This is a genomic window from Pantoea sp. SGAir0430 (genome assembly GCF_043549295.1).
Genome location: NZ_CP039427.1, coordinates 1396052 through 1418100 on the forward strand (window position 1 = coordinate 1396052; position 22049 = coordinate 1418100).

Here is a 22049-nt window from a genome sequence, read left to right on the forward strand (position 1 = left end):
AGCTGAGGGCAGAATAGCACGGCATAATCATCCGGACATAAGAAAATTGATGTACATCAATCTTTGCACTGCATTATCAGAATGTTACACGTTTTGTGCGCCGCATCACACGGCGCAGCAGCACTCAGGCAAGGGTTTTGAACGCTTTGATGCGTTGCAGATGCGGGGCAATATTTTTGAATTTGTGGCTGGCCTCCTCGTCCCACACGATTTCGTAGTACGGGTGCAATGCGGCCGCGCTGCGCTGATTATCCAGCGCTTCATCGTGACGTGACAAAATGGTCAGGCAGCGGTCGCGGTTCTTTTCACGGAAGTTGCTGACGCATTTGGTGGCGATATCAAGGTACTCTTCCGGCCGGTCGATCTTGCCTTCCATGTTTTCATCAGGAAACAGGTTGGGATTGAATATCGCCTGGCGCATGCCGCAAAGGAAGCCGATGCGTTCCGCCCAGTAGCCGCCCAGGCCGACGCCACAAATCAACGGATGCGCATCGCTGCCCTGCTGGAGCAGTTTATCGCACTCTTTCAGCAGAAATTGCATATCGTGTTTCGGATGGCGGGTGCTGTAGCTGATTAGTCTGACGTCCGGGTCAATAAACTGCAGCTGCAGCACCTTTTCATGGTTGCCCGGACTGTTGGAATCAAAACCGTGCAGATAGATGATCATGATTATCCTCAGCGTGGAGTGAGATCCGGGCAGTGGCGATTATCTGCCCGACGCTTTGTGCGCCAGCCAGCGATCCTGCAGGTCACTGAGCTGACGGTGATTTTGCCGCCAGCGCTCGCTGGCCTGCAAACTCTGACGGTCAAAACGTCCCTGATGGTATAACTGCGTGACGCGCGTCGCCTGGATCGGCGTCAAATTATCCAGCACGCTCACCGCGCCAGCACGCTGATTGCACACCAGGATCATATCGCAGCCGGCATTCAGCGACTGCTGAGCCCGTTCCGCGTAGCTGCCCATCACCGCCGCGCCCTCCATCGACAGATCGTCTGAGAAGATCACCCCGTTGAAGCCCAGCTCCTGCCGCAGCACCGTTTGCAGCCAGTAAGGCGAACCACTGGCCGGCAGCGGGTCCACTTCAGTATAGATAACATGCGCGGGCATCACCGCATCCAGCAGCTGCTCATCAATCAGCTGCTGGAAGATTGCCATGTCGTGCTGGCGCAGCGTGGCCGCATCGCGCGTGTCGCGCGGCGTCTCTTTGTGCGAATCCGCGCTGACCGCGCCGTGGCCCGGGAAGTGCTTGCCGGTGGTTTTCATGCCGGCTTCGTGCATGCCGTGGATAAACTGGCGCGCCATCTGCAGCGCAATCGCCGGATCGGCGTGGAAAGCGCGATCGCCGATGGCCGCACTGATGTGGCCGATATCCAGCACCGGCGCAAAGCTGATATCGATGTCCATGGCGATCATCTCCGCCGCCATTTGCCAGCCGGCCTGCTGCGCCAGCTCGCCGGCGCGTGTCATGTCGTGCAGCGCGGCGAACGATTGCATCGCCGGCAGCTGAGTAAAACCGTCGCGGAAGCGCTGCACGCGTCCGCCTTCCTGATCGACCGCCACCAGCAGCCGGTTGCGCGACGCCGCGCGAATCTGGCGCACCAGCTCCGCCAGCTGCGCAACATCATGGAAGTTGCGGGCGAACAGGATCAGTCCGCCTGTCAGCGGATGTTGCAGAATTTCGCGCTCTTCGGCGTCCAGCTCGTAGCCTTCGACGTCCAGCATCAGCGGTCCGGGCGTTGTCATCGTCATGTTTCGGTTCCTGAATTAAAGATCCTGCCAGCTGGCCTGCGCCAGCCGTTGCAATGTTTGGTCATGGCTCTGCTCGGCGCGCAGCTGATACCAGCTGGCCATCAGCAGCTGCAGCCACGGCTGCCAGCGCCGGCTTTGACGCCGCAGCGCCGTTGCCGACAGCCGCGCCTCGGCGGCATAGTCGGTTATCCAGTAATCGTGTTCAGCGCCATCCACCGCGCCGACAGCGGCCAGCTCCAGCGCCACGTCGCCATCCGCAGCATATTCCCAGTCAATTAAACGCAGGCCATCCGGCGTGGCAACCAGATTGCCAGGGTGGACGTCCATGTGCAGCGGTGCCAGCCGCAGCGGCGACGGTTCGCCGCGCTGCAGCAACTGGTTTAAGCGCCGCTGCCAGCGCCAGTGCCGCTGCTGACACAGCTGCCAGTAGCGCTGCAGCAGCGGCGCCAGCCGTAAGCGATAACCGGTCAGCGGCTGGTGATGCAGGCGCAGTAGCAGCGTCAGCACCGCTGCGCGCTGCGCGCTGAACTGATCCGGCGACAGCACCTCACCCGGCAGCCAGCGCTGCAGCAGCCACGGCGCCTGCCACGCCAGCGGCTGCGGCGCCAGCGCCGTAGTACGCAGCTGACGCAGGATGCGGTATTCGCGCTGACGATCGACAAACGGGATGGGCTGCGACGGTGTCCGGCGCGCCAGCAGATCGCCCTGCTCGCTGCGTACCTGCACGCTGTTACCGCTCAGTCCTGGCAGCGCGAAAAAATGACCGGCAGCTTGCGCCGTCGGCCATTGTTGCTGAACCAGTTGCTGCAGCCGGGGATCAGGGTTGTGCAACGCCGTTGCCCGACCAGATGATTTCGCCGGTCTGCACCAGCATCAGCTGCATTTGCAGCGCAGGAGCTTTCACATCGCCCTGCGCGTTGCTGTACAGCACATACTGCGCGTTGACGATGCGCGCCAGGCCAATCGCTTTGCTGCGCGAGTTGAGGCTATCCTCTGGCGACAGGCCGAGCGTTTGCTTCGCCTGATTGAGCTGATCGTTTGAGACCAGGCTGAACTTGCCGTTATTGGCCAGCGCGTTCTCAATCGCTGCCGTGGCTTTTTCCGTTTGCAGCGAGCCGTTGGTGCTGTTTTTGATGCGATCCACCAGCAGCACGCTGCCCGGATTGACGCCCGCCGACTGCACCATATTGGCGACTAACGGCTGGACGCTGGCGTTCCAGTTGATGGTTTTCAGCTTCGGCGGCTGCGGCACAGTTTGCGGCGGCGGCACCGGCTGCGCGGGCGGTTGCTCTGGCTGGGTTGGCGTGGTCGGCTGCGTCGGTTCAACCGGTGCCGGGGTTTGTTGTTTCACCACACAACCGGTGAGCATCAGCGCAAACAGTAGCGCGCCGGAACGTTGTACACTGCGAATCACAGGTTACTCCTCAAAGATAAAGATAGAGACGCACCTTACTGGCGGTCGGGTTACCCATTTGCGAGGCCACTTCTACGCTGCCGTGCGCCGGTACGGTTTGAGTCTGCGCCGGCTCCTGCGGCTCAATCTCCAGCCCTTTGTCATCGTACCAGTAGAAACGATAGTGCACGGTGACCGGGGTTTCACGCAGATTTTGCAGCACGCTGGCGGCGCGCTGCTGGCCGTCGCGGCTGGTCAGCGCGGGTTCATCGGTGATGATGCCCGCCGACAGTACGGCAGACTCCATCACCAGCGACTGGGAGGTGTTGATCATCGGCTTATCGCTGCTACAGCCCATCAGGGTCAGCAACAGCAAGCCGCTCAGCCATTGACGCATCACAAGGTCCGCCTGAGGTTAGATGGCCAGCATCGGGCCCAGCGGCTGTCCGCCGACCAGGTGCATATGAATGTGGTAAACCTCCTGCCCACCGTGACGGTTGCAGTTGATGATCAGGCGATAGCCATCCTCGGCGATGCCTTCATCACGGGCAATTTTTGCGGCGGCGGTCACCATGCGGCCCAGCGCCTGCTCATGCGCCGCCTGTACATCGTTGGCGGTCGGAATCAGTACATTGGGGACAATCAGTATGTGGGTAGGCGCTTTGGGCGCGATATCGCGGAAGGCGGTGACCAGTTCGTCCTGATAAACCACGTCGGCGGGAATTTCGCGACGAATGATTTTACTGAAAATGGTTTCTTCAGCCATGGTGCAGTTCCTTAAGCCTGAGTTCAGTCAGGCAGTATGCGTGAGGAATTCCGTTTCTTTCAACCTCAGGACCACTTTTCTTCATTAAATGGCTGCCTTTGCATCATTTTTTCACGCTGGCGCGGCGCGGCGGGCGGTGTCTGGCGGCGGTAAAATAAAAAACCCCTCGGATGAGGGGTTTTGTCGCACCGAAGTTGCAGTGCGGTGAAGCGGCGGCAGAGGAGTAAAGCGTCCCGCGACAGGGATGTCGCGGGCCGAGCCCCAGGGATGGTGTTGGCGTCTTTACGATCTGACGCCGCTTCACCGCACCGGCCCGGCCTGCCGTCATGTCACTTACATACTGCGGATATAATCATCCATCTCGGTTTTCAGGTTATCGGACTTGGTGCCGAAAATCGCCTGCACACCGGAACCGGCCACCACCACACCACGCGCGCCGAGATTTTTCAGTTCAGCCTGATCCACCTTCGCTACGTCCGCCACGCTGACGCGCAGACGGGTAATACAGGCATCAAGGTTAGTGATGTTCTCTTTACCACCGAACGCCGTGACCAGCTTGCCCGCCATTTCACTGCCGGTCGCGCTGCTCTGCTCCATCGCCGTATCTTCACGACCCGGGGTTTTCAGATTCAGTTTTGCGATCAGCACGCGGAACACGGTGTAGTACACCAGACCGTAGATGATACCGACAATCGGGAACAGCCAGATTTTGCTGCTGTTGCCGCTCAGCACGATGAAGTCGATCAGACCGTGTGAGAAGCTGGTGCCATCACGCATGCCCAGCAGAATACAGATTGGGAACGCCAGGCCCGCCAGGATAGCGTGGATCACGTACAGGATCGGTGCCACGAACATGAATGAGAACTCGATCGGCTCGGTGATACCGGTCAGGAACGAGGTCAGCGCGGCGGAGATCATGATGCCGCCCACTTTGGCGCGGTTTTCAGGTTTAGCAGAATGCCAGATGGCGATAGCCGCAGCCGGCAGACCATACATCTTGAACAGGAAGCCGCCAGACAGTTTACCGGCAGTCGGGTCACCCGCCATGTAGCGCGGAATGTCACCGTGGAAGACCTGACCAGCCGCGTTGGTGAATTCACCAATCTGCATCTGGAAAGGAACGTTCCAGATGTGATGCAGACCAAACGGCACCAGCGCACGCTCAACTACACCGTAAATACCGAACGCCACCACCGGGTTCTGATAGGCCGCCCACTGCGAGAAGTCCTGAATCGCGGTACCAATAGGTGGCCAGATGAAGGACAGCACCACACCGGTGAAAATCGCGGTCAGACCGGAAATGATTGGCACAAAGCGCTTACCGGCGAAGAAGCCGAGGTATTCCGGCAACTTGATGCGGTAGAAACGGTTGAACATGTAGGCCGCAATCGAACCAGCAATAATGCCGCCCAGCACCCCGGTATCGGCGAGGTGTTTGGCTTCGATCTCGGCTGCCGGCAGATGCAGCACCAGCGGCGCGACCACAGCCAGGGTTTTCACCATAATGCCGTAAGCGACCACGGCGGCCAGCGCCGACACGCCGTCGTTATTGGTAAAGCCCAGTGCCACACCGATCGCAAAGATCAGCGGCATGTTAGCAAACACCGAACCACCCGCTTCGGCCATCACGTGGGAAACCACTTCCGGCAGCCAGCTGAAGTTAGCAGAACCAACACCTAACAAAATACCGGCAATCGGCAGAACCGATACCGGCAACATCAGCGATTTACCTACCTTTTGCAGGTTCGCAAATGCGTTCTTGAACATAGAAGCTCCTGAGTATGAGTGCATTTTTTAGCGCAGTGCGCATGGCAAAGGGGGAGGATCCTTAGCCGGGGTGACGCTGAGCGTCTTTTGATTTATTACGAAGGGTAAAATAAATGACGACACGTTACTTTGACGGCTATCACGTTTCACCAAACACAGCGCTGAAATTTCAGTCATTTCTTACTGACTTGCTGCTATAAACAGCAATAAATCACTGCCTGCGCCGCGAAACACGCAGCGCAGATGAGTGATTTCAGATTAATTACAGAGTTTGAAATAAAGCGCGTTAGCCGCCGAGTCGGCTCATCGGCACCTTAAACAGGCGGGAGAAGTTTTCCGTGGTGGCGGCCGCCAGGGTAGCAAGATCGACGCCCTTCACCACGGCCATATACTCAGCTACGTCGCGGGTGAAGGCCGGCTGGTTTTCTTTGCCGCGATGCGGTACTGGTGCCAGATAGGGTGAATCGGTTTCAACCAGAATGCGATCCAGCGGTACATAGCGCGCTGCTTCGCGGATCTGTTCAGCGTTGCGAAAGGTCACAATGCCGGAGAAGGAGATGTAGAACCCAAGATCCAGCAGCTGCGCCGCCGTCTCTTTGTCTTCCGTGAAACAGTGCAGCACGCCGCCGCACCGCTCTACCTGCTCTTCACGCAGAATGGCCAGCGTGTCTTCGCGCGCATCGCGGGTGTGCACAATAATCGGCTTATTCAGCGCAATGCCGGTGCGGATGTGCTCACGGAACGAGGCCTGCTGCTGCGCTTTGGTCTCCTGCTGGTAAAAATAATCCAGCCCGGTTTCGCCCAGTGCAATCACCTGCTCTTCCGCCGCCAGACGGCGAAACTCTTCCACGTCATACGGCGTTTCCTGATTGAGCGGATGCACGCCGCAGGCCAGCGCGATGTTGTCGCGATCGCCGACCAGCTGTTTGATTTTGTAGTAATCCGGCAGCGTGGTGGCAATCGCCAGCATGAATTTCACATCCCGCGCCGCCGCTTTGGCAATCACGTCATCCAGATCGCGGTGCTGGGTTTCATAATCAAGGCCATCAAGATGGCAGTGCGAATCAACAATAAACATAGATCTCTCTTTTACTCTTAGCCGACCGTCGCGGGAGACAGCAAACGTCCCCAGGCAAGCAGACAGTCGGTCAGAATCAGTTCACGATTAAGCGCCGCTACGTGCAGCAGCTGCTCGCGACACTGCAGCCACTGCTGCACGCTGGCATTCAGCGCGCTGCTGCTGAACTGCTGCGCCAGCTGCGTCACCACGTCCGGGCGATCGCCATTACTCAGCCAGTTGCTGGCGCCCTGCTGCACTTTCATCGCATCCACCAGCAGCGAAAGCAGCCAGCCGAGGCGAACCGCCACATCGTCGCTGTTGAGCGCCGGCAACAGCTGCAGAATATCGCCGCTCAGTGCGCTGTTCAGGCTGTCGCACAGCGTTTGCCGTGCCTGCCAGCGGTCCGGCTGTAACAAGGCCAGCGCCGCAGCCGGTGCACCGTTGCTCAGACGCAGCGCCGCGCGCAGAATCGCTTCCGGCTGCGGCTGCTGTTTCTGCAGCCATTGCAGGCTGTGCGTCTCTTCCGGCGGCGACAGATACCACGTCATACAGCGGCTGCGCAGCGTGGCCAGCAGTCGCGACGGCTCGCGCACGCTGAGGAAAAACCAGCAGTTAGCGGGCGGCTCTTCCAGCGTTTTCAGGAGCGCGTTGGCGGCGGCTTCGGTCAGTTGCGTCGCATCCGGCAGCCAGACAATTTTCGCGCCACCCTGCTGGGCAAAATGGTACAGCTTCTCACTGACGTCGCGAACCGCATCAATGCCGAGCGAGGCTTTTCCCTTTTCCGCTTCCAGCCGATACCAGTCCGGATGGGTGTGCGCCTGCATCAGCTGGCAGCCGTGACACTGGCCGCAGCTTTTCAGTCCCTGCGGCTGCTGACACATCAGCCAGCGGCTGACGCCCCACACCAGCGCATCGTCGCCCATGCCGTCGATGGCCTGAATCAGCAGCGCGTGATGTGCCTGTCCACTCTGATGGCGGGCAATGATCTGTCGGTACGGCTGGTTCAGCCACGGATACCAGTTCATGCCGCCTGACCTGCCAGCCACTGACGCAGCACGGCTTTAAGTGACGCTGTCACATTCTCAATCGGCTGCATCGCATCGATGCTTTTGATGGTTGGATCGGCAGCGGCCAGCGCCTGGTAGCGTTCGCGCGTGCGGGTAAAAAAGTTCAGCGACTCCTGCTCAATGCGATCCAGTTCGCCGCGCGCCCGGGCACGCTGCAGGCCAATCTCCGGCGTGACGTCGAGATAGAGCGTCAGGTCGGGACGAAAATCGCCCAGCACCGCATCGCGCAGCGTGGTCATCAGCTGAGTGTCGAGTCCGCGACCGCCGCCCTGATACGCCTGCGACGAAAGATCGTGACGATCGCCCACTACCCAGGCACCGCGTGCCAGCGCCGGTTTGATGACGTTTTCTACCAGCTGCACCCGCGCGGCATACAGCATCAGCAGCTCGGCTTTATCACTCACCTGTTCGCCATCAATGCCCTGCTTCACCAGCACGCGCAGCTGTTCGGCCAAGGGCGTGCCGCCCGGCTCACGGGTAAAGACCACGTCTTCAATGCCCTGCTCATGCAGGACCGCAACCACCGCCTCACGCGCGGTGGTTTTGCCCGCGCCTTCCAGCCCTTCGATGACGATAAACTTACTTTTCATTTTTTTCCTTCATCGCCAGCCGGTAAACCTGCACGGCTTTATTATGACTGGCCAGATTGGTGGTAAAGGTGTGACCGCCTTTGCCATCCGCGACGAAATAGAGGTAATTGGTCTTCTCCGGATGGGCCGCCGCTTCCAGCGAGGCGCGCCCCGGCATGGCAATCGGTCCCGGCGGCAGGCCGCTGATGGTATAGGTATTGTACGCGGTCGGGGTCTCAAGATCCTTGCGCGTCAGCGTACCGGTATAGCTGCCGCCCATTCCGTAGATCACCGTGGGATCGGTCTGCAGTTTCATACCGGTGCGCAGGCGATTGATGAATACCGAGGCAACGCGCGCGCGCTCTTCGCTGACGCCGGTCTCTTTTTCGATAATCGACGCCATGGTGACCATCTGCTGCGGCGTTTTATACGGCAGACTGGCCATCCGCCCCTGCCAGATCTCATCCACCAGCTTGTTCATGCGCACGTGCGCCCGCTCCAGCAGTGCCACATCGCTGGTGTTGGCAGTATACAGATAGGTATCCGGATAGAAACCGCCTTCCAGCTGGCTGACATCAAGCTTAAGCGCGGCCGCAACGCTGGCAAATTCATCATCCGGCAGCGTGTGTTTAAGGTATGGCGCTTTACGCAGCTCAGCCAGCCACTCTTTCAGCCGGGAACCCTCGACAAAGCGCAGCGGAAATTGCGCCTCTTTGCCGCTGGCCAGCAATTGCAGTAGCTGGCGCACCGTCATGCCGGTCTCAAGGCGATACGTCCCGGCTTTGAAGTTAGCCAGATCGGGCTCCAGCTTCAGCAACGGGCCAAACCAGATGCTTTGCGGAATGATGTGCTGGCTCTCCAGCTGCGCTTCCAGCACCACGCGACCGCTGCCGGCCGGCAGGGTATACAGGGTTTCCTGGTGAATGGTTAATGGCGTCGCGGCAAAGCGTTTAATCTGCCAGTAGCTCAATGCGGCAGCCAGGCCAGCGATGACTACGGCGCCGGCAACTATTTTTTTCATTCGGGTCATGATGCTTCCATCGTCTGGCAACTGGCGAGCAGTTGCTGGTACAGCGTGCGTGCGGAAAAGGTGACGTCGTCAATTTGCCGCACGGGTAATACTGGCATCAGCGCGTTACAGATCACCACTTCATCGGCGCTTAACACCGCCGATCGGCTGGCCTCCACCTGCTGGCAGTCGTGACCGGCCTGGGCCAGCCGCGCCAGCAGATAACGACGCATGATGCCATCAACGCCGGCCTGCGCGAGGCGCGGCGTGAAAATGGCCTCACCGCTGCGCCAGAATAAATTGGCCGCACAGCATTCCACTACCGTCCCGGCGGTGTCAAGCACCAGCGCTTCGTCAGCGTCGCACGCGTCCAGCTGCTGGCGAATCAGCACCTGCTCCAGCCGGTTAAGATGTTTGATGCCGGCCAGCAGCGGGTTCTGCGCCAGCCGCACCGGGCTGGTCACCAGCCGCGCGCCCTGCTGCTGCAGCGTGGCGTAGTGCTGTGGCCAGGGTGCGAGCGCGATGATACGCGTGGGTTGCGTGCAGCCGGCGCGACTGTAGCCGCGTCCGCCCGCGCCGGGCGTCAGGATCACTTTGAGCACCGCTTCGCGCTGGCCCGCCGCCGCGCGGCGCATCTCTTCCGCCAGTAAGGCGCGATCCGGCGCGGCCATCAGCAAACGCTGGCAGCCGTCCTGCAGACGCTGCAGATGCGCCTCCAGCAGCTGGATACGGCCCTCTCTGACTGCCGCCGTGGTGAAACAGCCGTCACCAAACTGCACCGCGCGGTCGCGGGCAGAAAGGGTGTCCTGTGCCACTCCGTTAATCCACATGCGCTTCTCCTCTGCCGCTGGCGTCAGCGTTGAATAGCACTGTGGCGCGTAACATTCCACGCCACTGCGTGACAAAATATAAAAAAGGCCCGCATTGCGGGCCTCTGTTCGGCTGGATAGCGCTTATACCTTGCGGAAGATCAGCGAGCCGTTGGTGCCGCCGAATCCAAAGGAGTTACACAGCGTGTACTCCAGTCCGCTGACCTGGCGCGCCGTGTGCGGCACAAAGTCCAGATCGCAACCTTCGTCAGGATTGTCGAGGTTGATGGTGGGCGGAACCGCCTGGTCGCGCAGCGCAAGAATCGAGTAAATCGCTTCTACCGCGCCCGCCGCACCCAGCAGGTGACCGGTCATCGACTTGGTCGAGCTGACCATCACACTGTGCGCTGACGCACCAAACACTGACTTCACCGCCTGCGCTTCTGCTTTGTCACCAGCCGGCGTTGAGGTGCCGTGCGCGTTAACATAGCCAATCTGCGCCGGATCCAGCTGCGCGTCACGCAGCGCGTTAACCATCGCTGCGGCTGCACCTGAACCGTCTTCCGGTGGTGATGTCATGTGGTAAGCGTCGCTGCTCATGCCGAAACCAACGATTTCCGCATAAATCTTCGCACCGCGTTTTTTCGCGTGTTCGTACTCTTCCAGTACCACGATACCGGCACCGTCGCCCAGCACGAAACCGTCACGATCTTTATCCCACGGACGGCTCGCCGCCTGCGGATTATCGTTACGGGTAGAGAGCGCACGCGCCGCGCCGAAACCGCCTACGCCCAGTGGCGTACTGGCTTTCTCAGCACCGCCGGCCAGCATCACATCTGCGTCGTTATACGCGATGATGCGCGCCGCATGACCAATATTGTGCACGCCGGAAGTACAGGCGGTCGCAATCGAGATGCTCGGACCTTTCAGGCCGTACATGATGGTCAGGTGGCCAGCGACCATGTTAACGATGGTTGAAGGCACGAAGAATGGGCTGATTTTGCGCGGACCGCCATTGACCAGCGAAGTATGGTTATCTTCGATCAAACCCAGACCGCCGATGCCGGAACCGATAGCCGCACCGATACGTCCGGCATTCTCATCAGTTACGACCAGACCGGAGTCCGCCATAGCCTGAATACCGGCCACAACGCCGTACTGGATGAAATCATCCATCTTGCGTTGATCTTTGCGCGAGATGTATTCATCGCAATTAAAATCTTTGACCAGACCCGCAAAACGCGTTGCGTAGGCACTGGTATCAAAATGGTCGATCAGGTTAATGCCGCTCTGACCGGCAAGGAGAGCACGCCAGGTAGACTCTACGGTATTGCCGACAGGAGACAACATGCCAAGACCGGTCACAACTACACGACGCTTAGACACGTTCGTCCTCCAGGGAGGGAAATAATGACGCTATGTGGGGCAAACATAAAACTCAGGCGGTCGAATGACCGCCTGAAGATATTCATTAACCTTTATGGTTATTGATATAGTCGATCGCTGCCTGAACGGTAGTGATTTTCTCAGCTTCTTCGTCTGGAATTTCAGTATCAAACTCTTCTTCCAGAGCCATTACCAGCTCAACGGTGTCAAGAGAATCTGCACCCAGGTCTTCAACGAAAGAAGCGCCGTTAACCACTTCGTCTTCTTTAACGCCCAGCTGCTCAGCTACGATTTTCTTAACGCGTTGTTCGATATCGCTCATACTATTTAATTTCCTATCAAAACTCGCTTTCGCGATGGTTTTCGTAGTGTATAAAATGTTGAAAAAGATGCAACAAAATCCCGGCTGGTCGAACCACGATTTTGCGTTATTCTGCGGTGTTTACCGCAGATAATGCAAATGATTTCGTGATTATCAGACCATGTACATGCCGCCATTGACGTGCAGCGTCTCACCCGTGATGTAGGCGGCTTCGTCAGAGGCTAAGAATGCAACAGCATTGGCAATCTCCTGCGGGTCGCCTAAACGACCTGCCGGCACTTCTGCCAGAATGCCCGAGCGCTGATCTTCGTTCAGTGCACGCGTCATGTCCGTCTCAATAAAGCCCGGAGCCACGACGTTTACGGTAATGCCACGTGACGCAACTTCTCGCGCCAGTGATTTGCTAAAGCCAATCAAACCTGCTTTTGCTGCCGCATAGTTTGCCTGACCCGCGTTACCCATGGTTCCAACTACCGAACCGATGGTAATGATACGGCCCACGCGCTTTTTCATCATGGCACGCATGACCGCCTTCGACAGGCGGAACACCGATGTCAGGTTGGTATCGAGGATATCCGCCCACTCATCGTCCTTCATGCGCATCAGCAGATTGTCACGCGTAATGCCTGCATTATTGACCAAAATGTCAACTTCGCCAAATTCGGCGCGAACTTTCTCGAGCACGCTCTCAATAGAGGCCGCATCGGTCACGTTCAGCAGCAGACCTTTGCCCTTGTCGCCGAGGTAAGCACTGATGGCTTCCGCGCCGCTTTCGCTGGTGGCAGTACCCACCACTTTTGCACCGCGTGCCGCCAGCGTTTCCGCGATGGCACGTCCGATACCGCGGCTGGCGCCGGTCACCAGCGCTACTTTACCTTCAAAGCTCATGATTTTCCTCTTATTCCTGGCCAAGCGCCGCAGCCAGTGACGATGGGTCGTTCACCGCTGCAGCCGTCAGGCTGTCCACAATTCGTTTGGTCAGGCCGGTCAGCACTTTACCCGGACCGATTTCCAGCAGTTCAGTCACGCCCTGTGCAGCAATAAACTCAACCGCCTCAGTCCAGCGCACCGGGCTGTACAGCTGACGCACCAGCGCGCTGCGAATCGCCGCGGCGTCGCTTTCGCACTTAACGTCAACGTTATTGACCACCGGTACCGACGGCGCATTGAAGGTCACGCTTTCCAGCGCCACCGCCAGCTTATCCGCCGCAGGTTTCATCAGCGCGCAGTGTGACGGCACGCTGACCGGCAGCGGCAGCGCGCGCTTGGCGCCGGCCGCTTTACAGGCGGCACCAGCACGTTCAACCGCTTCTTTATTGCCGGCGATAACCACCTGACCCGGCGAGTTGAAGTTGACCGGCGAAACTACCTGGCCCTGCGCGCTCTCTTCACAGGCTTTGCGAATTGCCGCGTCGTCGAGACCGATAATTGCCTGCATGGCGCCCGTACCTTCCGGCACCGCTTCCTGCATCAGTTTACCGCGCAGTTCAACCAGCTTGATGGCGTCAGCAAAATTCAGCACGCCCGCACACACCAGCGCAGAGTATTCACCGAGGCTGTGTCCGGCCATCAGCGCTGGCTGCGCGCCATTTTTGCTCTGCCAGACGCGATAAATCGCGACTGAGGCTGCCAGCAGCGCCGGCTGGGTCTGCCAGGTTTTATTCAGCTCTTCAGCCGGGCCCTGCTGGACCAGCTGCCATAAGTCGTAACCCAGCGCGTCAGAAGCTTCACGGAAAGTGGCTTCAACCTGTGGATTTTCCGCTGCCAGATCGGCCAGCATGCCGACGGTCTGCGATCCCTGTCCCGGGAAAACAAAAGCAATTTGCGTCATCTTGCGTTCCTGTCAATCAAAAGCGAACCAGCGCCGAGCCCCAGGTGAAACCGCCACCAAAGGCCTCGAGCAAAATCAGGTGTCCGGGCTTGATGCGGCCATCACGTACCGCTTCGTCCAGCGCGCTTGGCACCGACGCTGCCGAGGTGTTGCCGTGTCGATCCAGCGTCACCACCACTTTATCCATGCCCATGCCGAGCTTTTTGGCGGTGGCGCTGATGATGCGCAGGTTGGCCTGATGCGGCACCAGCCAGTCAAGCTGTTCACGATCGAGATTATTCGCCTGCAGCGTTTCATCGACGATATGCGCCAGCTCAGTGACCGCGACCTTAAACACTTCGTTGCCGGCCATGGTGAGGTAAGCCGGCTCATCCTGATGCGCGCGATCCTGGTACGGCAGCGTCAGCAGCTTACCGTAGCGGCCATCGGCATGCAGATGCGTGGAGAGGATGCCCGCTTCTTCGCTTGCGCCGAGCACCACGGCACCCGCGCCGTCACCAAACAGGATGATGGTGCCGCGATCGTCAGGATCGAGGGTACGTGCCAGCACATCCGCGCCGATCACCAGCGCGTGCTTCACCGCACCGTTTTTGATGTATTGATCGGCCACACTCAGTGCATAGGTAAAGCCGGCACAGGCGGCCGCGAGATCGAAGGCGGCGCAGTCGTTAATTTCCAGCATCTGCTGAATCATGCACGCTGAGCTCGGGAAGGCGTGGCTGGACGAGGTGGTTGCCACGATGATCAGGCCAACGTCGCTGGCTGCTACGCCCGCCATCTCCAGCGCACGCTGGGCAGCGGTGAAGCCCATGCTGGCTACCGTTTCATCCGGTGCCGCAATGCGACGTTCACGAATACCGGTCCGGGTGACAATCCACTCGTCCGAAGTCTCCACCATTTTTTCCAGGTCCGCGTTGCTGCGAACCTGCTCAGGCAAATAGCTGCCCGTACCGATAATTTTGGTAAACATCTACGCTTTGTCACTCCTGGCTAATACAGCGTCAAGGCGCGCGGCAATTCTCTCGGGAACTTGCTTGCGCACCGCCTGCTCTGCCTGTTCTATCGCCACGGCAAACGCACGTTGATTCGCCGCGCCGTGGCTCTTGATCACTGTCCCGCGCAATCCTAACAGACAAGCGCCATTGTACTGGTCGGGGTTGAGATGACCGAAACGTTTAGCCAGACGCTTTTGGAGCCAGCGTCCCAGCCATTTCAGCCACCAGGCCCGTTTTTTTCCTTCACCTGACGATTTGAGCAGAGAAAGAAACATTCTTACCACGCCTTCCATGGTCTTCAACGTGACATTACCGACGAAGCCATCACAGACCAGCACATCCGTCTTGCCGGTGAGGAGATCGTTCCCCTCAAGGTAACCAATATAGTTGATCTGCGGCGAGGCCCGCAGCACCGCCGATGCGGCGCGAATCGTCTCCAGCCCCTTCGTCTCTTCCTGACCGATGTTGAGCAGCGCGACGCGCGGCTGGCTGATTTCCAGCACTTCTTCCGCCATCACCGCACCCATCACCGCAAACTGCACCAGCATTTCACTGTCGGAATCGACGTTAGCGCCCAGATCCAACACCACCGTCTTGCCGTGCTGCTGATGTGGCAGCACGGTCATCAACGCCGGACGCTCAATGCCATCCAGCGGCTTCAGTAATAATTTTGCCAGGCCCATCAGCGCACCGGTATTGCCAGCACTGACGCACGCCTGCGCTTTCCCCTCTTTCACCAGCTCTAACGCCACGCGCATGGAGCTGCCGCGGCTGTTACGAATCGCCTGTGAGGGTTTGGCATCACTTGCAATAACCGATTCGGCAGGGATTACCTGCACACGCCCCAGTAACGAGGAATCCGCTTTGGCAAGAAATGACGAGATGATGTCGGGATCGCCGACCAGAAGAAGAACCAGCTGCGAATGAGAGGCCAGTGCCTGCAAGGCTGCAGGCACTGTCACGCAGGGACCGAAGTCCCCGCCCATGGCATCAACTGCCAGGGTCAAACGTGTCAAGGTATCGCCTTGCGTAACCGCAAAGAATTACTTGGTGATAACCTTGCGACCGCGGTAGTAACCATCCGCAGTGATATGGTGACGCAGATGAGTTTCACCAGAAACTTTATCTACTGACAGAGTGGTAGTGGTCAGCGCATCGTGCGAACGACGCATACCACGCTTAGAACGGGTTGGTTTATTCTGTTGTACGGCCATGGACCTTACTCCTATTACTTACGCTTTAAACTGGCTAATACGGCAAATGGGTTTGGTTTTTCCGCCTCTTCAGGCAGCTGGCCAAAGACCATGTCCGCGTCGGACACTTCACAGTGTTCAGAATCATGCACCGGAACGACCGGCAGCGCGAGGATGAGTTCATCTTCGATCACCGCCAGCAGGTCGATTTCACCGAAATCGTTGACATCGACCGGCTCGTAGGCTTCCGGCAGTGCCTCGGCCTGCTCATCAGAAGAGACAGGACTGAAGCAATAGCTTACGTGCACAGCATGCGGGAACGGTTGGTTGCAGCGTTGACATAACAACGTTACCTGCACATCGGCTGTTCCTTGCAGAACCGCGAGGCGCTGGTTGTCAACCGCAAACGACATGGCACATTCCACATCACTGTCCACACTCACGACCGTTTCGGCCAGGCGCGCCACCAATTCAGGTGCGTAAACACCGTGATAATCCAGGCGTTTTTGCGCGGCGCGGACCGGATCGAGCGTCAGGGGTAATTTTACCTTTTGCATAGGGCGCGCATATTAACTTTGTAACGTCATAGAGTCAAAGAAAAAGGCCGGTTTACAGCATCTTTCACCCGTTAGTCGCATCCAGTGCGGCGCATAGTTTAAAATGCCTGTCATCTTTACGCTATCACTTCTGCAAAAAAATGATGACACCGCTGGTTTTAGCCTCAACCTCTCCGTTCCGTCAGGCGCTGCTGCGCAAGCTCGGCCTGCCGTTTATCACTGCCGCCCCTGAAAGCGATGAAACGCCGCTGCCGGGAGAAGCCGCGCCGCAGCTGGTGCAGCGTCTGGCCATCGCCAAAGCGCAGGCGCTGGCCGCGCGCTATCCTGCGCACTGGATCATTGGGTCCGATCAGGTCTGTGTACTGGACGGCCGCATCGCCGGCAAGCCGCATACCGCAGAGAACGCATGCCAGCAGCTGGCGCTGGCGAGCGGCAAAGCCATTACCTTTTACACCGGCCTGGCGCTGATTCACCCCGCCAGCGCGCAGCAGCATGTACTGTGTGAACCCTTTACCGTGCATTTTCGGCAACTGAGCGCGGCAGAGATCGCGCGCTACGTCGAGCTGGAGCAGCCGCTGCAGTGCGCCGGCAGTTTCAAAAGTGAGGGACTGGGGATTTGTCTGTTCGAACGGCTGGAGGGGCGCGATCCCAATAGCCTGATTGGCTTACCGCTGATCGCGCTGAATGGCCTGCTAAGGCAGGCGGGCATCAATCCGCTGGGCTGATGCCACGCTCTCAGGCTTTTTTCTGCTGGCGCAGCTGGGACAGGCAGTGCTTCAGAGCCTTATCCAGCGGCGCTTCCATACGCAGGCTTTCGCCGGTGTTGGGATGGGTAAACGTCAGCGCGGCAGCATGCAGGAACAGCCGCGCCAGACCGGTTGATGCCAGCTGGCGATCGAATTCGCGATCGCCATAGCGATCGTCAAAGGCAATCGGGTGCCCGCCATGCAGGGTATGCACGCGAATCTGATGCGTACGTCCGGTCACCGGACTGGCTTTAACTAATGTCGCCAGGCCAAAACGTTCTTCAACTTTAAAGCGCGTTTCTGACGGCTTGCCCTCCGCGCTGACCCGCACCACGCGCTCGCCGCTTTGCAGAATATTTTTCAGCAGCGGTGCCTGCACTACTTTCAGGTGCGATGGCCAGTCGCCGCGCACCAGCGCCAGATAATCCTTCTGCATGCCCTTCTCACGCAGCTGCTCGTGCAGTGAACGCAGCGCCGAGCGCTTCTTCGCCACCAGCAAAATGCCGGACGTGTCACGATCGAGACGGTGCACCAGTTCAAGGAAACGCGCCTCCGGGCGCAGCGCGCGCAGCCCTTCAATCACGCCGAAGCTCAGCCCGCTGCCGCCGTGCACCGCGGTGCCGGACGGTTTGTTCAGCACCAGCAGATAATCGTCTTCATACAGAATGCACGACTCCAGCGCCGCTACTTTATCCAGTTTGGGCGACACTGCCTGCTCTTCACGCTCGGCCACGCGCACCGGCGGCACGCGCACTTCGTCGCCGTCTTCCAGCTTATATTCAGGTTTTACGCGCTTCTTATTCACCCGCACCTCGCCTTTACGCAGAATGCGGTAAATCATGCTTTTCGGCACCCCTTTCAGCTGGGTGCGCAAAAAGTTATCAATGCGTTGACCGGCATTTTCAGCCGTGATGGCGACAAATTGTACGCCGGGATTCTCTGTTTTCATGGCGGCGATTCTAAATAGTGTCCCCGGATAGCGCCACCCCTTTTTCTGTGCTTAACTCTGACTTTATCGCCGCGTTACGCGGCCAGAATGCTGGCTTTTTCAACGATGCGATGATTACCCCTGCAAATGAACAGGTTAAGGATGAACAAACTTCACAGCTCGGTAAAAGTCGCCTTGCTATAAGTTGCTAAGCAATGGAATAATGCAGAGGTTTCTGTCCTGGAAAGAGTCAGGCAGGAAAAAGAGCGAAATTAAGGTATTTTGCCGGATGAAACGGACACGCAGCAATGGCGTAAGACGTGATGTTTAATCAGGCACTTAGCGGGCTGCGGGTTGCGGCCTGGACGACAGACTGGGATGTGTGGATTTTTGAATACTCTGTAGCACTTCCACCTTCAGGCGCTGGTTTTCCTTATGAAAAACAGGCCACCGACAAGATTTGCGCCCCTTTAGCCGCCGACAACCGTGAGGTTGACGTCAGTGCATGCAGACACGGGGCCATCGGTTGATTCTCGTCCAGGGTAACGATGCCCGCAGCTTTATCACTCATGTGAGAATAACGAGTAAGTCACGATGAAAAGAATGTTAATCAACGCAACTCAGCAGGAGGAGTTGCGCGTTGCCCTTGTTGACGGACAACGTCTGTACGATCTGGATATCGAAAGCCCCGGACACGAGCAGAAAAAAGCCAACATCTACAAAGGTAAAATCACCCGTATTGAACCCAGCCTCGAAGCTGCGTTTGTTGATTACGGTGCCGAGCGTCACGGTTTCCTCCCTCTGAAAGAAATTTCCCGCGAATACTTCCCTGCTAATTACAACGCGCATGGCCGTCCGAACATCAAAGATGTGCTGCGTGAAGGCCAGGAAGTGATCGTACAAATCGATAAAGAGGAGCGCGGTAATAAAGGGGCAGCACTGACCACCTTTATTTCGCTGGCCGGTAGCTATCTGGTGCTGATGCCCAACAACCCGCGCGCTGGCGGCATTTCCCGCCGTATCGAAGGTGACGACCGTACCGAGCTGAAAGAGGCGCTGTCAGCGCTGGAGCTGCCGGACGGCATGGGCCTGATCGTGCGTACCGCTGGCGTCGGCAAATCTGCCGAATCGCTGCAGTGGGACCTCAGCTTCCGTCTGAAGCACTGGGAAGCCATCAAAAAAGCCGCAGACAGCCGCCCGGCACCGTTCCTGATTCATCAGGAAAGTAACGTGATTGTCCGCGCCTTCCGCGACTACCTGCGTCAGGATATCGGTGAAATCCTTATCGATAACCCGAAAGTGCTGGAGCTGGCGCGTCAGCACATCGCCGCGCTCGGTCGTCCGGACTTCAGCAGCAAAATCAAACTGTACACCGGTGAAATTCCGCTGTTCAGCCATTACCAGATCGAATCGCAGATTGAATCGGCGTTCCAGCGCGAAGTGCGTCTGCCGTCCGGCGGTTCTATCGTTATCGACAGCACCGAAGCGCTGACCGCCATCGATATCAACTCCGCCCGCGCTACACGCGGTGGCGATATCGAAGAGACCGCCTTCAACACTAACCTGGAAGCCGCCGACGAGATTGCCCGTCAGCTACGTCTGCGCGACCTCGGTGGTCTGATTGTTATCGACTTCATAGATATGACGCCTGTGCGCCATCAGCGCGCCGTGGAAAACCGCCTGCGTGAAGCGGTACGTCAGGATCGGGCGCGTATCCAGATCAGCCACATTTCACGCTTTGGTCTGCTGGAGATGTCGCGTCAGCGCCTCAGCCCGTCACTGGGTGAGTCCAGCCATCACGTCTGCCCGCGCTGTAGCGGCACCGGCACCATTCGTGATAACGAATCGCTGTCGCTGTCGATCCTGCGTCTGATTGAAGAAGAAGCGCTGAAAGACAACACCAAAGAAGTGCACGCCATTGTGCCGGTTCAGGTGGCCTCTTACCTGCTGAACGAAAAACGTGAAGCGGTCAGTGCCATTGAGAAACGTCAGGGCGGCGTGCGTGCCATTATCGTGCCAAACGATCAGATGGAAACGCCGCACTACTCGGTGCTGCGCGTACGCAAAGGTGAAGAGACGCAGACCCTCTCCTATCACCTGCCGAAACTGCATGAAGCCGAGATGGCGCTGCCTTCGGAAGAAGAGCACGCTGAGCGTCGTCGTCCGGAGCAGCCTGCACTGGCCGCCTTCGTGATGCCGGATGCACCACCGGCTCCGGTTGAAGTGAGCGAAGAGAGCCAGCCGGCAGCGGTTGACGTCAAAAACAAACCGGCGGTCGCAGCACCCGCGACGGTCAGTACCGGTTTTGTTGCGCGCCTGCTGGGTGGCCTGAAAAAACTGTTTGCCGGTGATGCGCCCGCCGCAGCCCCTGCTGAAGAGAAGACCGAAGCGAAAACGGCTGACGGTGAGAATACGCAGCAGCGTGGTGAGCGTCGTAACAACCGTCGCAACAACAACAATCGTCGCGAGCGCACACCGCGCAACGGTGAGCATGCGCAGAGCCGTGAAGGCCGTGAGCCACGTGAAGCGCGCGAGCCGCGTGAACCCCGTGAGCCTCGTGAAGCACGCGAGCCACGCGATCAGGATAACCGCCGTAACAAGCGTCAGAATGACGCGCGCGGTGAGCGTCCGGCGCTGACTGAAGAGCAACTGCAGCAGCGTGATGAGCAGCAGCAACAGCGTCGCGAACAGCGTGCTGAGCGCCAGCGTCGTCGTCAGGAAGAGAAGCGTGCGCAGCAGGAACCACAAGTTGCTGAGCAGGTGCCTGTTGTTGATAGCGTTGATGACAGCGTTGCGCAGGAAGACGAACGCGTTCAGGTTATGCCGCGTCGCAAACAGCGCCAGCTCAGTCAGCGCGTGCGCGTAGGTGACAACGCTGAGGCGATGCCTGCTGAGCTGCCTGCCGCTGCCGTTACTGAAGCGGTGCAGGAAAACAGCCAGCGCGCCCAGCTGAAAGAGCAAGTTGAAACCGCTCAGGATGAGCAGGATGACAGCGAGAACCGTGACGGGGCCAACATGCCGCGCCGTTCACGTCGCTCACCGCGTCATCTGCGCGTCAGCGGTCAGCGTCGTCGTCGCTATCGTGACGAGCGTTACCCTACGCAGTCTGCGATGCCGCTGGAAACAGCAGCTGCCTCACCAGAGATGGCGTCAGGCAAAGTGTGGATCACTTATCCGGTCACGCAGACTCACGAGCACTTCACTTCTAACCAGGCGCTGAACGAAATGCCAGACTATGGCTATCAGGATGCCGCGCCGGCGGAAGAACTGCCTGTGGCTGTCGAAGCCACAGCCGTGGCACAGCCAGAAACGTCAGCGCCAGAAGTGGTGCATCAGGCTGAACCACAGGCGCACACTGAGGTGCCGGTGGTGAATACTGATGACCTGACGCCAGTGGCGGCACCGGTTGATCACCAGCCAGCAGTGATTTCCGCAGCCGATGAAGCAGTTGCACAGGAAACCGCAGCAGAAGCGCAACCGGCTGTTACGCCTGCCGAAGAGACGCCGCCAGTGGTTACCGAAGTGGTTACCGAAGCGGTTAGCGCAGCGGAACAGGCTCCGATCGAGGTGTCACCCGCGGTTGAAGCGCAGGTAGAAGAAGTGCTGTCCGCGCCGGTAGCGGCCGAAGCACCTGTCGCGCCGGTCACCGAACCGCACGCACCGGTTGCCGCCCGTGATACCGGGGTCAGCCATGCTGAGACCCGCTTCAAGCATCACGCTACGGCACCGATGACCAAAGCACCGGCACCAGCATGGGAACCTGAGCCCGTGCGTCACAGTGACTGGGTCCGTCCGGCCTTCAACTTCGAAGGACGCGGTTCAGCCGGCGGTCATAGCGCCACGCATCAGGCTACCGCACCGGCTACCCGTCCGGAAAGCGCGTAAACCTCTGCTGTAGAGC

The 22049-nt window shown here is 58.6% G+C and carries 23 protein-coding genes; 2 read left to right on the forward strand and 21 right to left on the reverse strand.

Annotation, left to right across the window (positions count from 1 at the left end):
* Window positions 1–124: 124 nt before the first annotated feature.
* The 20 genes from ycfP to yceD form a co-directional block, all read right to left on the reverse strand.
* A complete protein-coding gene (gene ycfP, locus E7738_RS06735; protein ID WP_021506392.1) occupies window positions 125–667 on the reverse strand; it encodes an alpha/beta hydrolase YcfP in 543 nt (180 codons plus the stop codon).
* 39 nt (window positions 668–706) lie between these two features.
* Complete coding sequence (gene nagZ, locus E7738_RS06740) at window positions 707–1750, reverse strand: beta-N-acetylhexosaminidase (protein ID WP_278426532.1); 1044 nt, start codon at window positions 1748–1750, stop codon at window positions 707–709.
* A gap of 15 nt (window positions 1751–1765) precedes the next feature.
* On the reverse strand, window positions 1766–2581 hold the full coding sequence (gene thiK / locus E7738_RS06745; protein ID WP_394516225.1) for a thiamine kinase: 816 nt from the start codon (window positions 2579–2581) through the stop codon (window positions 1766–1768).
* The gene (gene lpoB, locus E7738_RS06750) at window positions 2568–3164 is read right to left on the reverse strand and encodes a penicillin-binding protein activator LpoB (protein WP_021506395.1); all 597 of its coding nucleotides are present in this window, start codon (window positions 3162–3164) and stop codon (window positions 2568–2570) included. The genes thiK and lpoB overlap by 14 nt, the downstream gene beginning before the upstream one ends.
* Before the next feature lie 10 nt (window positions 3165–3174).
* Window positions 3175–3540 carry a YcfL family protein gene (locus E7738_RS06755; protein WP_394516226.1) on the reverse strand — a complete coding sequence of 122 codons (366 nt, stop codon included), beginning with the start codon at window positions 3538–3540 and terminating at the stop codon, window positions 3175–3177.
* A gap of 18 nt (window positions 3541–3558) precedes the next feature.
* On the reverse strand, window positions 3559–3909 hold the full coding sequence (hinT, locus tag E7738_RS06760) for a purine nucleoside phosphoramidase (RefSeq protein WP_021506397.1): 351 nt from the start codon (window positions 3907–3909) through the stop codon (window positions 3559–3561).
* Between the two features lie 333 nt (window positions 3910–4242).
* The gene (gene ptsG, locus E7738_RS06765) at window positions 4243–5676 is read right to left on the reverse strand and encodes a PTS glucose transporter subunit IIBC (protein ID WP_021506398.1); all 1434 of its coding nucleotides are present in this window, start codon (window positions 5674–5676) and stop codon (window positions 4243–4245) included.
* A gap of 286 nt (window positions 5677–5962) precedes the next feature.
* Complete coding sequence (locus tag E7738_RS06770) at window positions 5963–6754, reverse strand: metal-dependent hydrolase (RefSeq protein ID WP_021506399.1); 792 nt, start codon at window positions 6752–6754, stop codon at window positions 5963–5965.
* 17 nt (window positions 6755–6771) lie between these two features.
* Window positions 6772–7761: a DNA polymerase III subunit delta' gene (gene holB / locus E7738_RS06775; RefSeq protein ID WP_394516227.1), complete on the reverse strand. Its 990-nt coding sequence runs from the start codon at window positions 7759–7761 to the stop codon at window positions 6772–6774.
* Complete coding sequence (gene tmk, locus E7738_RS06780; protein ID WP_021506401.1) at window positions 7758–8393, reverse strand: dTMP kinase; 636 nt, start codon at window positions 8391–8393, stop codon at window positions 7758–7760. Before tmk ends, holB begins: the two co-directional genes overlap by 4 nt.
* A complete protein-coding gene (mltG, locus tag E7738_RS06785; RefSeq protein ID WP_031279266.1) occupies window positions 8383–9402 on the reverse strand; it encodes an endolytic transglycosylase MltG in 1020 nt (339 codons plus the stop codon). The genes tmk and mltG overlap by 11 nt, the downstream gene beginning before the upstream one ends.
* Window positions 9399–10211 (reverse strand): aminodeoxychorismate lyase, encoded by an 813-nt coding sequence (gene pabC / locus E7738_RS06790; RefSeq protein ID WP_021506403.1) that lies wholly within the window; start codon window positions 10209–10211, stop codon window positions 9399–9401. Before pabC ends, mltG begins: the two co-directional genes overlap by 4 nt.
* A gap of 123 nt (window positions 10212–10334) precedes the next feature.
* Entirely contained in the window at window positions 10335–11576 is a 1242-nt protein-coding gene (gene fabF, locus E7738_RS06795; RefSeq protein ID WP_058759473.1) for a beta-ketoacyl-ACP synthase II, read from the reverse strand.
* A gap of 85 nt (window positions 11577–11661) precedes the next feature.
* On the reverse strand, window positions 11662–11898 hold the full coding sequence (acpP, locus tag E7738_RS06800) for an acyl carrier protein (protein ID WP_010617251.1): 237 nt from the start codon (window positions 11896–11898) through the stop codon (window positions 11662–11664).
* A 153-nt stretch (window positions 11899–12051) separates the two neighbouring features.
* Window positions 12052–12786, reverse strand: coding sequence for a 3-oxoacyl-ACP reductase FabG (fabG, locus tag E7738_RS06805; protein WP_021506405.1), 735 nt, complete (start codon window positions 12784–12786; stop codon window positions 12052–12054).
* Window positions 12787–12796: 10 nt separating this feature from the next.
* Window positions 12797–13729, reverse strand: coding sequence for an ACP S-malonyltransferase (gene fabD / locus E7738_RS06810; RefSeq protein WP_058759472.1), 933 nt, complete (start codon window positions 13727–13729; stop codon window positions 12797–12799).
* Between the two features lie 16 nt (window positions 13730–13745).
* Entirely contained in the window at window positions 13746–14699 is a 954-nt protein-coding gene (locus tag E7738_RS06815; protein WP_021506407.1) for a beta-ketoacyl-ACP synthase III, read from the reverse strand.
* Complete coding sequence (gene plsX / locus E7738_RS06820) at window positions 14700–15740, reverse strand: phosphate acyltransferase PlsX (RefSeq protein ID WP_394516228.1); 1041 nt, start codon at window positions 15738–15740, stop codon at window positions 14700–14702. It abuts the gene before it with no gap.
* Between the two features lie 27 nt (window positions 15741–15767).
* Window positions 15768–15938, reverse strand: coding sequence for a 50S ribosomal protein L32 (gene rpmF / locus E7738_RS06825; RefSeq protein WP_016192161.1), 171 nt, complete (start codon window positions 15936–15938; stop codon window positions 15768–15770).
* A 14-nt stretch (window positions 15939–15952) separates the two neighbouring features.
* Complete coding sequence (gene yceD, locus E7738_RS06830; RefSeq protein WP_058759469.1) at window positions 15953–16474, reverse strand: 23S rRNA accumulation protein YceD; 522 nt, start codon at window positions 16472–16474, stop codon at window positions 15953–15955.
* A 143-nt stretch (window positions 16475–16617) separates the two neighbouring features.
* Between yceD and E7738_RS06835 the strand changes: the two genes are divergently transcribed.
* Window positions 16618–17199, forward strand: coding sequence for a Maf family protein (locus E7738_RS06835; RefSeq protein WP_181444758.1), 582 nt, complete (start codon window positions 16618–16620; stop codon window positions 17197–17199).
* Between the two features lie 10 nt (window positions 17200–17209).
* Here the strand turns inward: E7738_RS06835 and rluC are convergent, their stop codons facing one another.
* The gene (gene rluC, locus E7738_RS06840) at window positions 17210–18169 is read right to left on the reverse strand and encodes a 23S rRNA pseudouridine(955/2504/2580) synthase RluC (protein WP_125309362.1); all 960 of its coding nucleotides are present in this window, start codon (window positions 18167–18169) and stop codon (window positions 17210–17212) included.
* Window positions 18170–18742: 573 nt separating this feature from the next.
* Between rluC and rne the strand changes: the two genes are divergently transcribed.
* Window positions 18743–22033: a ribonuclease E gene (rne, locus tag E7738_RS06845; RefSeq protein WP_394516229.1), complete on the forward strand. Its 3291-nt coding sequence runs from the start codon at window positions 18743–18745 to the stop codon at window positions 22031–22033.
* Window positions 22034–22049 lie beyond the last annotated feature (16 nt).

Bases quoted from the DNA above. Each gene is read 5' to 3' on its own strand.
- ycfP (WP_021506392.1), bottom strand. From the start codon at position 667: ATGATCATCTATCTGCACGGTTTTGATTCCAACAGTCCGGGCAACCAT.
- nagZ (WP_278426532.1), bottom strand. From the start codon at position 1,750: ATGACGATGACAACGCCCGGACCGCTGATGCTGGACGTCGAAGGCTAC.
- E7738_RS06755 (WP_394516226.1), bottom strand. From the start codon at position 3,540: ATGCGTCAATGGCTGAGCGGCTTGCTGTTGCTGACCCTGATGGGCTGT.
- hinT (WP_021506397.1), bottom strand. From the start codon at position 3,909: ATGGCTGAAGAAACCATTTTCAGTAAAATCATTCGTCGCGAAATTCCC.
- ptsG (WP_021506398.1), bottom strand. From the start codon at position 5,676: ATGTTCAAGAACGCATTTGCGAACCTGCAAAAGGTAGGTAAATCGCTG.
- E7738_RS06770 (WP_021506399.1), bottom strand. From the start codon at position 6,754: ATGTTTATTGTTGATTCGCACTGCCATCTTGATGGCCTTGATTATGAA.
- holB (WP_394516227.1), bottom strand. From the start codon at position 7,761: ATGAACTGGTATCCGTGGCTGAACCAGCCGTACCGACAGATCATTGCC.
- tmk (WP_021506401.1), bottom strand. From the start codon at position 8,393: ATGAAAAGTAAGTTTATCGTCATCGAAGGGCTGGAAGGCGCGGGCAAA.
- mltG (WP_031279266.1), bottom strand. From the start codon at position 9,402: ATGACCCGAATGAAAAAAATAGTTGCCGGCGCCGTAGTCATCGCTGGC.
- pabC (WP_021506403.1), bottom strand. From the start codon at position 10,211: ATGTGGATTAACGGAGTGGCACAGGACACCCTTTCTGCCCGCGACCGC.
- acpP (WP_010617251.1), bottom strand. From the start codon at position 11,898: ATGAGCGATATCGAACAACGCGTTAAGAAAATCGTAGCTGAGCAGCTG.
- fabG (WP_021506405.1), bottom strand. From the start codon at position 12,786: ATGAGCTTTGAAGGTAAAGTAGCGCTGGTGACCGGCGCCAGCCGCGGT.
- fabD (WP_058759472.1), bottom strand. From the start codon at position 13,729: ATGACGCAAATTGCTTTTGTTTTCCCGGGACAGGGATCGCAGACCGTC.
- E7738_RS06815 (WP_021506407.1), bottom strand. From the start codon at position 14,699: ATGTTTACCAAAATTATCGGTACGGGCAGCTATTTGCCTGAGCAGGTT.
- rpmF (WP_016192161.1), bottom strand. From the start codon at position 15,938: ATGGCCGTACAACAGAATAAACCAACCCGTTCTAAGCGTGGTATGCGT.
- yceD (WP_058759469.1), bottom strand. From the start codon at position 16,474: ATGCAAAAGGTAAAATTACCCCTGACGCTCGATCCGGTCCGCGCCGCG.
- E7738_RS06835 (WP_181444758.1), top strand. From the start codon at position 16,618: ATGACACCGCTGGTTTTAGCCTCAACCTCTCCGTTCCGTCAGGCGCTG.
- rluC (WP_125309362.1), bottom strand. From the start codon at position 18,169: ATGAAAACAGAGAATCCCGGCGTACAATTTGTCGCCATCACGGCTGAA.
- rne (WP_394516229.1), top strand. From the start codon at position 18,743: ATGAAAAGAATGTTAATCAACGCAACTCAGCAGGAGGAGTTGCGCGTT.